The following is a 13526-nucleotide window of genomic DNA, read 5'->3' as shown; positions in this document are numbered from 1 at the left end:
ATTTATATAATGGAGAGCCGTTTTATCATAGTATGTATAATTATTTAGGATATGGAATTGTAGACTGTACCGATGTCCCTCATGATGGTTCTATTCAGTTCACTGGAAGTAGCGCAAATTGCAGTTTGTACTACTCGGTAGACGTGCTCTCCATCATCGATGAGCATCAGTAATTACTAATAAAAGAACTGCAGGTGTTTTTGGCCATCATATTAATATATTTTAGTTATGTTGCTCAGTGAAAAAACACTTTCCTCTAAGAAACCATCCTCTTTAAAACCCTACTTGTTTATAATATAAAAACGATCTTTAATTCAGTGACATACTTTGTCTCATTTTTCATCAGTCACTAATTTCAGTATAGCATACTTCTTCTTTCCGGCCGAAAGCATTGACACACCATTGTGAAAATCCTCTTGGCACATTAACCTATTTTCATACTGTACAACATTATTATTAATCCTAGCACCGCCTCCCCTTATTAACCTCTTAGCATCAGAGCTAGAGCTGGCAAGCTCCACTATAAGAAAAGCCTTATGCACAGGCATAGTAAATACTTCACTAGCATTCATATAAACTTCATGAAGTGTGGCTGATTCAAAATCACTTGAATTACCACTAAAGATAGCACTAGCAGTTTTATAGGCCAAAGATGCAGCTTCCTCACCTCTACACATTTTTGTACATTCATTTGCTAATAAGATCTTAGCTTCATTAAGGTCCTTGTCCTTTAATTGTGATAATCTATTTATCTCTACAAGTTCTATATCTGTAAAAAGCTTCAAAAACTTTATTACATCTTGATCCGATGTATTGCGCCAAAATTGCCAATAATCATATGAACTTAGCATATCTTCATTTAACCACACCGCACCTTTTTCTGTCTTTCCCATCTTAACACCCGAACTCGTCACGAGTAATTCTGAAGTAAGACCATACACTTCTTTACCAGTCTTTTTTCTTATCAGCTCAACACCGCTAACTATGTTACCCCATTGATCAGATCCACCCATCTGTAGCGCGCAACCATGCAATTCGTTAAGCTTCAAAAAATCATACGACTGCAATATCATATAATTGAATTCTAAAAATGAAAGGTGCGCTTCTCTTTCTAAACGTAGCTTTACACTATCAAAGCTAAGCATTCTATTTACAGAAAAGTATCTTCCATAAGCATCCAAGAAATCGATATAATTTAAATCAGAGAGCCATTCATTGTTATCTAATACTATTACCTCCACATCAAAATTTATGAAATTTTTGAAAGATTTAAGTATTGATTCTTTATTTTCCTCTATTTGCTTATGCTCTAAAATTTGCCGTTCTTTTGTCTTACCAGAGGGATCGCCTATCTTAGTCGTAGCGCCTCCAAGCAATACTACGGGCATATGACCACACTGCTGCATTCTCCTTAACATCATAATCTGTATAAGGCTACCAACGTGTAGAGAGCTTGCCGTACAATCAAACCCTATATACCCAATCAATTTCCCACTATATGCACTTTCATCTAGCGCATGTAGATCAGTACACTGGTTAATGTACCCCCTACTACCTAATACGTTTAAAAACTCAGATTTATAAATCATCACGCAAAATAGAAACGGGCATCTTCCTTGAAGCTTTAAACGAAGGGTATAAAGCGGAAAGTATAGAAATGCAACTTGATAGCATACATATATAAACCACAGTCAGTGGTGAAAGCTTAACAGGTATATTCTTTAAAAAATATACCTGTGGATCAAAAATTGTTATACTAAGCATACTTTCAATAAAAAACTTTATATTCTCTAAGTTTAAAGTAACAATAATACCAAATAACATACCAAGGAATGTAGCACTAAAGCATATAATACATCCGCTAAATAAGAAAATTCGCATAATTGATATACTTTCCATACCCATAATCTTTAAGATAGCTATCTCCTTATTTTTACTCTGCACCATCATAGTTATGGCAGAAATCATATTAAAAGATGCAACAATAATGATTAGAAATAGTATAAAAAACATTACATTCCTTTCCATCTCTATCGCATCCGTCAAAGCTCTATTACTTCTTTTCCAATCAACCACCTCTAAACTCCTGTCTATATTTAAAATCTGCGAAACAACACTATCTATTAGGCTGATGTCTTTTGTTATTACCTCTATATAACCAAATTCTTCTTTAGAATTTAAAAAAAGCATCTTACCGTATTTCAACGGTATAAAGACTGTTGTGGAATCATATTCATGCATACCAGAATTAAATATAGCACTTACCTTGAATGTTTTACTTCTAGGTATAGAGGCAATTGCACTGGTATCTATCATAGTTGAAATAAGCTTGATACTATCGCCTACTTTGGCATTAATCTCCATAGCCACCTCTTCTCCAAGTATTATTCCAAATTCTTCATTAATATTCTTCACATCACCTGAAATTATCGGCTTCTCCATTATATCCACAAATTCCATACATCTAATAAAAACCCCCTTAGAATTATACTTGCTAGCTATGATGCCATTTTCAAAAAGCACCTCTGCGGCAAAGTTTACATTTGGTAATTTTTTTATATCCATAAGCAGATTTTTAGGATCCGGTGGGTCAATCACAGTAATATGACCATTAATTCCTAGCATCCGACTGATAAAATCCCTCTCATATCCATCCATTATGGATATGATAATTATTAAAGATGCAACGCCTATAAAAATTCCTAAAAATGAAAATAAAGCGGAAACAGAAATAAAACCCTCTCTATGCTTAGCTTTAATATACCTCCAAGCGAGCCACATTTCTAAAAAATATTTATTCACAAAGCAATTCTATTAAATATTTTTCATTCAAAACTTGTATCATGATTTTATCTATGTAAAAAAATCTTTTTTTACCCCAAAAGCTAGCATGTTACTATGATGAGTATCATATGAATGCATGAATGTAGAATAAATGGAAAATCCCTTGCTAATTTTATAAGAGATTGTCGCGCTGTTTCTATGTTCATTTGAAATAATATTGGCAACTTCCAAGGATACTGCGCCAATTTCATACTGAAGGCCTATAATCATATATATATCCTGAGGTACTGGTGATTTACCTATACACATACTGAGTGTAACACCTAGATAACTTAGGCTACCGCCAAGCTCATATGAAGCATAATCTGCCATACAACCACCTATAGCATAAGTAGTAAATGAAGTATTTTTAACATTACCTTTGTACTTAAGCCCTCCTATTAAGGAAATTTTAACCCCTAAACTATCACTTATAGATGTAATGGGCACGTATGTTACTGAATAAATGAGCTTATCTGTAATCTTATCAGAAAACGTAAATTGAACTGGATTATAAGAATCACTATATGTAGCTAACTTTTTCTGCATACCATTATTTAATGAATGCTTTGGTACTACAGATATAATATTATCAGTCCCAAATATATTCCCCACATATAGCTTTTTATCACCCTTCATTACTCCAAATTGGAATGAATTACGAATCGAAGATGGCAATAACTCACTTACCGAAATAACACCAAACTTAACATCTTCTAATTCTTTTGCACCAGAAAATCTTAGCAATATTCTAGGGTCATCAACAAACCGTATTGTTGAATCTATATTCAGTTTTAATTTTTCTGAATAGGCAGTACTATGTATAAAAAATATGATTAAGATAGAAGCTAAAAAGCAAGACAGACGCATAAAATACTCAAACAAGCCCAAAAACGAGCAAACTATCAAATATCCCTTTTAAAGCAAAACAATATATCTTGACCTTCAACCATAAGCATTTTTATTGCTGTCCAGTTGCTTTTTCTTTTAAGGTATCAGTCACATCCTCGATCTTTACACCACCAGATATCGCATCCTTGACTTTAGCCATTACTTCAGAGAATTTTTTTGAAATATTATTCACAAATTCAGAAAAATCAAAATTATCAAATCCATTAAAAACATCTTTAAAATGCTTTATATCTTGCATACCAAGCTTATGAAATATTGGAATTGCAATCTCATTTATTCTATCATCTAAAACATTTTGTGGAACAAAAAACGATAGTACAAAATATAAAACAAAAGACCAGATTACAATATTTATAATGAGCTTAAGCATGGAAAGACCCGATCTAAAATATAAAGACTAAATTGAAGATTAGCATTTGCAGAAGATTACTTCAATAGCTAATATTGGCTTAGTAAATATTAACATTAAACATAGGTGAAAATCTCATGTTTCAACAACTATAATTTACGTATACTAAAAGCTTTTCAAATATATAGCCTCTTATAAAGAGGCTATACGTGTTCCTTATCTATATATTATTTAACCCATACGTTATAAGAACCTTAGCTATCTTGGCTAATATCTGATCATTGCTGTAATTTATGTGGTCATTTGAATTCAGCTTTAAAAATTCATTAAATCTTTTATCTATTAGCATATTAACTGTTTTATATATCATGTTCTCTATTTCTGTATGCATTAGTGATTTTATTTCTTTACTATCACGCAAATCAGACTTTTTATAATTTGTTTTGATATATGGCATGTTGGTTAATATATAAAGGTTTTAGTATTTAAAGATAGGGCGCGTAACATATCTATACCGCTTTGAAAATAAGCTTTTTCTCTTATTGTTTTTTTTATAAGCTCCTCACTGGCATTATTATTAATTTCTAAAAATGAGGGATTATATTGATATATGCAAACTGCGTATATTGCATCCCGCCCCTTATTATATCTGAGTTCTCTTTCTATATATTGATATTCATTCAATCTATCAATATTCCACCCACTGTCTTTATATAAGCTATAAGATTTCGCGAATACCCTACCTAATTTATGGCTTATTAATTTGAAACTATTAAGTTGTAATGATGATAACCATCTAAACCTAAGACCAGCAATATAACCAGCCTTATCAATAATTTTTTTATATAGACACTTTTCAAGCGGATCTTGAATGGCACTATAGTAGCTTGCTTTATAATCCATATCTTATTTTAGACTAACCAAAAGTTGATGAACCACCAATCAAGTATACTAGTGATGATTACCCCGGTAGTACCTATATAAATAGTTAAAATAGTATATCTTTTACTTTTCCCCAAAAACCTTCTCTCCGTCCAATATTTAGATGCATTATTTCCCTTCTGGTATTATAAGCATGAACCGCCATACCCACTATACATGTAGAACTAGGCTCATATATTTGGGGAAACTTATCAGATTTTAATACCTTTTGCTGAGCGGACCTAACTTTTAATGAATAGTTATAAGAAAGCAGCTCCTTTAATGAACACAAGTTTGAAGCACCACCAGTTATCACAAGCCTACTACTTATTCCCATATACTCCCTTTCTTCTAGCTTACCCATAGTAAACTCTAATAACTCATCTACCCTAGCCTTTATTATTTCTTTAAGCGATGAAAGCTTTACTATGTATTGCTCATCATCATCTAAAGAATCAACCTCTATGCTCTCTTTAGAATTTGATAGCAAATTTCCATGTAACCTCTTAACTCGCTCTGATGCAGCAAAATCCATACAAAGAGCTCGCGCAATATCATTTGTTACATTAATACCACCTATCCCTATAGCATCTGTAAATATCATATGCCCTTCACTAAATACAGAAAACGAGGTAACACCACCACCAAACTCTATTAATAACGTACCTAATTTCATCTCATCTGCGCTAAGGCATGCAAGCGCAGATGCATAAGATGATGATACGTAATCTTCAATTTCAAGATTAGCCCTAGCAAGACATCCTTGAATGTTAGAAAGAATATTAGATGGTACTAGGAGCGCATGTATATAGCATGTAAGTAATTCACCATACATACCAAGAGGCGTCACTATTCCCCTTTTTCCATCTAATATGTAATCATATTTAAATGAATGTACTACATTCACTTTTTGGTCTTTATATTTATCTAACGCAGAAATGAGCAATTTTTCCAGCTCACGTGTTGTAATCTCTCTACCACTTACATCTATAGAACCTTGACATATATCTGAAATAAGATTGTTAGACGCAAGATTTACGTAAACCTTTTTTATTTTAGTACCAGAAATTTTTTCTGTCTCTTCAACAACTTTAGATATCCTTTTTGCGGCCACAGCTAAATCTACAATATTACCAGCCCTTATACCTGAAGATTCTACTTCGCAAAAGCCAAGAACTTCTATTTGCCCCATTGACGATCGCTTAATGACCATGCAAGAAATCTTATCACTTCCTATATCTAGAAGCGCCGCATTGTTAGATTTGGCCTGAATATTGAACACCTAATAATTTATATATAAACTTCGACTACTTCGCATAAAGTCTAGCCGGGAAAAGCCTAAAATCAATAACACCGAACCTTAAAAAGAGGCCTTTTTTATTCTTAAATAGCGTTATAGCCCTCTCTAACGTTTGTAAATTTATTTTAAGTAATACATTATCATTTGTAGTAATATTTATTCTTTGCGCACCTAAATACCGTAAAGAATAAATATTGTCTATAAAATTTAATGAAATTAACCTTGGAATAAATGTTGGTAACAGTTCTACTATACCGCTTCCTGATATTTTTATAGATTTCAAAGAAGTGTCATAGTTAGTTACCTCTTTTACAATATTACCATTCATATCCACAAATAAAGCCTTATCGTCCATTACCAAAACAACAATAATTTGCTTTTCAAGTATATTTATATGGATAGTGTTATTTTCTACCCTAATGCTTGCGCTATCTATGGAATTAGATTTCTTTATATTGTTATATGCGGTAATTTGCGCCTTATATACAAAGACCCCCTCTAGCCCATTAAACAAATCTGAATAGTTATGTGCGTCATTATATAACTTAATATGTTTTATAACTAATCTAGATGATAGATTTTCAAAATGTACTTTAATTAAATTAGCTTGGCTATAAAGAATGAGTGCTAATATCAATAGTATTAACTTTTTTAATACGCCCCAAAAAGCATATATTTTATAATTAACAAATTCATTTCCATTACCAAGAGATTCTATACTAATATATTTAGTTAGCTGCTTTATGCTTTTATCTCGCATTCAGCTTCCTTCAAAAGCAGTGATACTATATCTTTCATGGATATTCCATTATACAAAGCAACTTCAGGTAGTATTGATAATTCTGTAAGGCCTGGATGTGTATTAATTTCTAAGAAATATAATCCCCCCCTACTCTCATCATACCTAAAATCAGATCTACTTAAAGTTCTACATTGTAATTTCTCATGCATCATCTGAGCATATCTTTTTGCACTATTTATCACTTCTTCTGGAATATTAGCAGGATATATATGCTCCGTTATACCATTCTTATACTTTGCATCATAATTATAAAAGCCAGTACTAGGCCTTAATTCTAGAACACCTAAAGCTTTATTAGCAATTACTGGAACGCTTAACTCAGCACCAGATATGTACTCCTCTACAATTGCATATTTTCCAAAATCCCACTCTTCCCTTTTTGGATAATTACTCTGATCATCAAGAAGTAAACTAATTCCAATTGTAGACCCTTGCTGCACAGGCTTAATTACATACGGCTTCTTAATTGGGTCTTTTTTCGATTCAATTAATGAAAATAGTTCATCAGTATTAATTTTAATACCATCCGGTACAGGTATACCAATAGAAGTTGCTATATGCTTAGACATAAATTTATCCATAGCAAGCGCAGAAGCTAGAACACCAGAGTGTGTATACGGTATCCCAATAAATTCAAGCATACCTTGTATACAACCATCTTCACCAAATGATCCGTGCAAACAATTAAATACAATGTCAGGCTTGAGCTCAAATAATTTTTTGCATAAAGAATGATCAGGATCTATAAGAACCACATCGTGAGATAAATCCTCCAATGCGTCACGAACGAATTTTGCAGAGTTAATGGATATATTCCTTTCTCTAGAAAGACCACCAGCTAAAAGTGCTATGAGCATAAATAATGTGATAATATTTCATCAAATAGGCCTAGCTTTGTACTAGAAAAAATGATGGGCTGCAAGCAATATTGCGCATCATACGCATTTCCATATGTACAATCTATCCGTTTCGCTCTGTTATCAAGCCCATATAAAATCCCCACCACTAGGGCTGTTAACACCTTATAAGGATTACTTTTAGGTGATGGAAGTCTAAATTCAATTCTCCTGTTTTTTAAAGGAGAGTCTGGTATTCTTATCATTGTTGTTCTGTTATTTTTCCCCCACGATATATGCGTTGGCGCCATAAAGCCTGGCACCAGCCTTTTCATACCCTCTTGCTCCATAAAATATGGAATACTTAGCTCAGAAATAGCAAGTATTCCATCTATAGCATTTCTAAGTATCTTATTATCTTCTATAGAATGGTCTGAAAATATATTCTTTTCTCCATCATGTAGACTAATATGGTAATGTGCCGCAGACCCATAATCAGAGCATAATGGCTTTGAACTAAAATCTGGAATCAACCCAAGTTGATGAGCAAACTTGCAGACCGCCTCTTTATAAGAGAAAAACGTATTAATCGCACAATCAGCAGAAGAATACGGTGTAGAAAACTCATACTGAGCAAGCCCTTTCTCTTTATCAATCTTAAGCGAAGCACAGTGACGCATAAAATCATCCTCCACGGCACCAACAGCACCATGAAGATAAAACTCAAGCTCCAAGCCAACACTCAGCGAAAATCCAGTTTTAAATAAAAGCCTATCTAGAAGGATATTTAATATAGAAACATAATCCAAATCATCAAAGACCAGGAATATGCAACTTCAACCAGCTTATTAGGGCGATTTTAGATAATGAGCCAACCTTTAGATCAACTTTTTGACCATCTTTGAATAAAATCAATGTTGGCACGCTTCTTATACTCATAGCAGAGGCAGATTCAGGGCTATCATCTATATTCACTTTAACAATCTGTAATTTACCCCCCAGCTCTTCATGCATTTCTTCCATTATAGGTAAAAGCCTTCTGCAGGGACCACACCATTCCGCCCAGAAATCCACCAATACATAACCAGAGGAGGTGCTTACCTTTGAATTGAAATTTGAATCATTTACAATCCCCACCATATTTCCAAATTATACAAATATACTGTAGATCGTATGCAATGCTCATGGATATGTCAAGAAAATAGAGTATTTTAAGTATATGAATAACTAATAAAATCAAATAATTAATTGAATCACAACTTAAACGGCACATACAATAATATTAACATGTGTCATATAATTCAATAACCTCCCTTATTAAAACCGCCCCACCCAAATCTTCAGATAACCAACCCTTCCTGGCAGAACACCATTACTCTAAACCTCAATATTTATGGCACCAGTATCTGATTCATTGACCAAAAAACACTTACAGTCCTCAAGGAAGAGAGGGTCACAATACTCATGCGCAGCAACATAATTAGTTGCAACCTCCAACAAGCCGTCAATTAACTTATTACTAAAGTGTAACGTTTTGATTGCATCTAGACAGCCATTGGCTGCGCTTATGTTTTGGTATTGCATTGTATCATTTAGGCATGTACCTGAACTAACAAGTAACTGTTCACTTAATTTAGTTACTGCCAAATCAAAATTTGATTTAACTAGAGCGGCGAGCGTATCAACCTCCTCAATTTTATCAGAAAAGCTAAAATCCTGACTGGATTTTTGTGCAGATTCATTTTCAGTAACATTATAGTACTTATAAGCAAGCGATTGGACAAAAATCTCTCTATACACTTCTTTGTAATTAAGTACTAAATTATCTAAAACCTTCAAGTCTTGAGCAGCACCAACCATTTCAGTAAATTGGCTAAAAATACCTTCTACTTTTTCCTTTAAGACTTTATGCAAATTATTACCAAAATTATCAGGGCGCCGCTCAATATGCTCAAATTTTTTAAGATTACTATTATCTTTAAGGCAAGAAATCGTATCCTTAATATTACTCAAATCTACTTTCGTCACCCGCGCAATATAATCTGATTCTAATTGCCCAAGTCTCAACTTTACCATTTCATCTGGGAAAATTTTTAAAACATCGCTTTTCAACAAGACTTTTTCAGAGATTATACCAATCATCATTTTTTCCATTTCTTTATTAGCATGAGCAAAATTCCAAAGAACACGGATTTCACTTGAATTATTAGTATCAAGTTTTGGAAGTTTTGATAACGAATATACAAATTCACCGAAAATAGATTCTTTATTCTCATTAGAAAAGCGCACTAAAAGACTCTCTAAATTAGCTGATTTAAGTAGTATGTCACAAACTGTTACACCATTTTTTTGGGATGATATAAAATCTGCAAATCCATTAAGTTTAGATGCCTGAGCCAATACCACTATAGCTGCATCTCTTATAAATTCTTTAGTACTAGATAAAAGCTTAGCGGCAAAGTGCAAGACATCAGCTTCGAATAATATTCGATTATTATCAAAGTGCTCTAGCGCATCATTTATAAATTCAATATTTCCTTGAGATAAGGCTATATGAAGAGGTGATCCATTTTTTAATACCTTATTAAATTGTGCAATCCCTTCAGGAGTTGTTAAATAATTAGGCAAGTTATAATTTATTATCTTAATAATATCTTCAGCGGCATTTGCTCCTATCTTATACTTAGCAAGCCCATGCCAAATATTAAAACCATCACTATTAGTACTTTCAATAATCATCTTTTTATGCTTTTTATCAGAAAATGCAGCCAGAATTTGACCAAAAGACTCCATAACCCACTCATCAGAAGCGCCTTGGAAAAACAACCTTGATAAAGGAGTAAAACCCCCTCTATTTTCTTTTGATAGAAGCCCTATAAATTCATCGCTATATAATGTACCACGCTGGCTACTTTCAATGTTTTTAGCAACGTACTCAAGAAATACCTTTCCACCTCTGAAAAATGCCAGATGCAACGGTGAATTTTTATTTGAATCAACTGCATTTAGAAAGTCTTTTAGATTTAAATCCTTATTTGCTTTTAATTCTGCAACAACCTCATCAAAAGCACTATTTTCTAACTTCAGAAAAAGCGAATTATATTTAGACACAAACATAAACACAAACCTAAAATAAACTAGACAAATAACTGATTAATCAAAACAACTAGAAAATGTATTATTAAAATCAACAGAATTAACATTAGTAAAATCGAGAGTAACAATCTCATCTAGCACCCCTCTATCAAACACAGTATCATTGCATAATTCAGCATCAGCATTACTCTTCCAAGACAACTTCTTTGAGCAAAAAACATCCATAGAAGTAGCTAGCCCATCTAATTCCTTTATTTTCATAGCTTTAGCTATCCTACAGACACCTTTAAGCAAAATACCAGAAGCCTCGATAGCACGATCAGCATAAGCTCCAAGCGTAATGTTATCCTCATTTTTTACAAAATTATCGTGAAAAATGCCGGCACAACCATCTTTACCAATGGAATCAGGTATTCTTACATTAAGAACAAAAAAGATCGTCATATTAGTTGAATTCTTAACGAACGTATACCAATGAGCCGGATTCTCTGAGAAAGGAGGACCAAGATCAGATTCACCACCTAAATCCCAAAAAATTCCAGACTTTTTCTTAAGCATATAGTTGAAATTATTCAACGCATCTGTACAATTTTCTATAGAAGAAAGGGTGTTGTTTTTTAATCCAACAGTGGCAAAATCGGCAACTTTTTTCATATTATATGCATGAAAAAACAAATCCACTAACCCATAAATAGATTTATTAAAAGAATTTAAATTATGCTCTTTTCTAATCTCATTAAGCGGATCAAGCCTATCAATAAAGGACATACTGTATAAATAATAATAAAGCAGATGGAAAACTAGACAAAAAACTTCACCCCCAAACTTATCTTATGTATGGATAAAGGGATTTTTTCAGCATCAAGAAGAACCTTCTTGGAGCACCTCTCCCCAAATATAAATTGCCCAAGATCACGATACGCGTATCTAAAATCTAAGGCCATCTTATCATTTAACCCATAGCAAACCCCAAAATCAGCCCCATAAGCAAAATTCCAAACCGAATTGGATTTATAAATTTCACAACTACCCGAATCACTAAATTGACTATAATAACCACCACTAAATTCTAACATAACGGCACTAGACATAATTAAAGATGCGCCTAAATCCACGCCAATATATGGATAAAATCCACTATAACTACCAAGGCCAACATGAAGCCCAGCTAGCAAATTATTTGAAAAAACACCAAAAGAGACAATATCTTTGAGCGGCGCATCCCTATCATGCATTGTATGCATATCCGCATAATGCCCCACCTCATAATGATAGTTTTTGGAAATACTTTTAGCATCGCTAAGTGGCAAGCCATATACGCTCTCATTAGAGAGCGAGCAACTAATAAAACTTATAAATCCATATTTCTCCAAATCCCAAGAATAACCAATAGAAATCCCTGCATTATGCAAAGCACAAACACCCACTTCGCCAAAATCACCTTTATCCAAATACTTAAACTTAAATTGGTTGGAAAAACCTACACCGTATATAACATCAACCTGCACACCTTCATTAGCGCTAACAACTATTGGCCACAAAAAGAACAGAAGATACACAATACAGTAAAGTACATGAGCCACATCAGACAATCCAAACAAAAATACCGCAATGACAACATGGTGCCAAATTAATGCAGCATTTAATATATCGACCAAATCAATATATCAATGTTATTAATATAAAAATATTGAGCCAATGCCACTCAATACACGTAAAAAGATATATTAAGATCATGGCACAACCTTAAATACCCTATAGACATTATAAACCGAACTAAACCTTATAAGCCTTGAATGAAATATAGAGATTGTTAATTATGATAAGAATCAAGTTACTGATACCGATTATAGTTACTTAAGTTAAATTAGCATATTAAAAACAAGGCTAATAAGTTGTAACGCAAGAAGTATTATTAAGTATGCAACTTCAAATAAAAGAGCGACCAAACCTGATTATACTATTTTTGCAAAAAATGCGTTAAATGAAGCTGGAGATAAACAAAAATATAGCTAAAGCTGTATACACTATATAAGCAATTATATAATGATTCGTTTTACTACACTTAGCTCAATGATAACTAAAGTATTTTCAAAGTTAGCCATGTAACTCTTTTATGGCGATTTAGCTATAATTTATAAGATTCAAGAAATTATAGTATTATGTCACATCAAAAATAAAGCAAAATATGCATATATGTTTGCTATTTTCTTCATATTCTTATAACTGGCACCCAGCCTATAATTTGATACCACTGCATGCGTTACCCCCTAACCACAGCAGGATTATCAATTATTTCTTATTTAAATACCCAGTACTCTCCAGCGTCACACCACCAATATAACAACTAGTATGTACCAAAACACTGTATAGGCACTGTTAACAAAAGTTGTATTTAATAGATGCTAAAGCTATAAAGGCAAGGAAAGAGAGATCGGATTTCTCAAATCGTAATGCTAAGCGTCGATTTTCTTTGAGTTTAGCGAA

At 33.1% G+C, this 13526-nt stretch carries 14 protein-coding genes; all 14 read right to left on the bottom strand.

Annotated elements, in window-relative coordinates; all coding sequences use genetic code 11:
• Positions 1 to 332: 332 nt before the first annotated feature.
• Complete coding sequence (gene tyrS / locus Cyrtocomes_RS00835; RefSeq protein ID WP_322497320.1) at positions 333 to 1589, bottom strand: tyrosine--tRNA ligase; 1257 nt, start codon at positions 1587 to 1589, stop codon at positions 333 to 335.
• A complete protein-coding gene (locus Cyrtocomes_RS00830; RefSeq protein ID WP_322497319.1) occupies positions 1579 to 2781 on the bottom strand; it encodes an FtsX-like permease family protein in 1203 nt (400 codons plus the stop codon). Before Cyrtocomes_RS00830 ends, tyrS begins: the two co-directional genes overlap by 11 nt.
• 72 nt (positions 2782 to 2853) lie before the next feature.
• On the bottom strand, positions 2854 to 3693 hold the full coding sequence (locus Cyrtocomes_RS00825) for a hypothetical protein (protein WP_322497318.1): 840 nt from the start codon (positions 3691 to 3693) through the stop codon (positions 2854 to 2856).
• 91 nt (positions 3694 to 3784) lie between these two features.
• Entirely contained in the window at positions 3785 to 4105 is a 321-nt protein-coding gene (locus Cyrtocomes_RS00820; protein WP_322497317.1) for a hypothetical protein, read from the bottom strand.
• Between the two features lie 199 nt (positions 4106 to 4304).
• The gene (locus Cyrtocomes_RS00815; protein ID WP_322497316.1) at positions 4305 to 4505 is read right to left on the bottom strand and encodes a hypothetical protein; all 201 of its coding nucleotides are present in this window, start codon (positions 4503 to 4505) and stop codon (positions 4305 to 4307) included.
• Between the two features lie 41 nt (positions 4506 to 4546).
• Entirely contained in the window at positions 4547 to 4987 is a 441-nt protein-coding gene (locus tag Cyrtocomes_RS00810) for a hypothetical protein (RefSeq protein ID WP_322497315.1), read from the bottom strand.
• Between the two features lie 85 nt (positions 4988 to 5072).
• Positions 5073 to 6287 (bottom strand): cell division protein FtsA, encoded by a 1215-nt coding sequence (gene ftsA / locus Cyrtocomes_RS00805; protein ID WP_322497314.1) that lies wholly within the window; start codon positions 6285 to 6287, stop codon positions 5073 to 5075.
• Positions 6288 to 6312: 25 nt separating this feature from the next.
• A complete protein-coding gene (locus Cyrtocomes_RS00800) occupies positions 6313 to 7065 on the bottom strand; it encodes a cell division protein FtsQ/DivIB (protein WP_322497313.1) in 753 nt (250 codons plus the stop codon).
• The gene (locus Cyrtocomes_RS00795) at positions 7047 to 7964 is read right to left on the bottom strand and encodes a D-alanine--D-alanine ligase (protein ID WP_322497312.1); all 918 of its coding nucleotides are present in this window, start codon (positions 7962 to 7964) and stop codon (positions 7047 to 7049) included. Before Cyrtocomes_RS00795 ends, Cyrtocomes_RS00800 begins: the two co-directional genes overlap by 19 nt.
• Entirely contained in the window at positions 7955 to 8752 is a 798-nt protein-coding gene (locus Cyrtocomes_RS00790; RefSeq protein WP_322497311.1) for a type I glutamate--ammonia ligase, read from the bottom strand. The genes Cyrtocomes_RS00795 and Cyrtocomes_RS00790 overlap by 10 nt, the downstream gene beginning before the upstream one ends.
• Positions 8753 to 8756: 4 nt before the next feature.
• The gene (trxA, locus tag Cyrtocomes_RS00785; protein ID WP_322497310.1) at positions 8757 to 9083 is read right to left on the bottom strand and encodes a thioredoxin; all 327 of its coding nucleotides are present in this window, start codon (positions 9081 to 9083) and stop codon (positions 8757 to 8759) included.
• Positions 9084 to 9320: 237 nt separating this feature from the next.
• Entirely contained in the window at positions 9321 to 11060 is a 1740-nt protein-coding gene (locus tag Cyrtocomes_RS00780) for a hypothetical protein (RefSeq protein ID WP_322497309.1), read from the bottom strand.
• Positions 11061 to 11096: 36 nt separating this feature from the next.
• Positions 11097 to 11807: a hypothetical protein gene (locus tag Cyrtocomes_RS00775; RefSeq protein WP_322497308.1), complete on the bottom strand. Its 711-nt coding sequence runs from the start codon at positions 11805 to 11807 to the stop codon at positions 11097 to 11099.
• Between the two features lie 32 nt (positions 11808 to 11839).
• A complete protein-coding gene (locus Cyrtocomes_RS00770) occupies positions 11840 to 12697 on the bottom strand; it encodes an outer membrane protein (RefSeq protein ID WP_322497307.1) in 858 nt (285 codons plus the stop codon).
• Positions 12698 to 13526 lie beyond the last annotated feature (829 nt).

It is taken from the genome of Candidatus Cyrtobacter comes (genome assembly GCF_034470605.1).
Taxonomy (GTDB): Bacteria; Pseudomonadota; Alphaproteobacteria; order Rickettsiales; family Midichloriaceae; genus Cyrtobacter; species Cyrtobacter comes.
The sequence above is the reverse complement of the archived record's forward strand: the minus strand, read 5'-3'. Positions and strand labels throughout refer to the sequence as shown.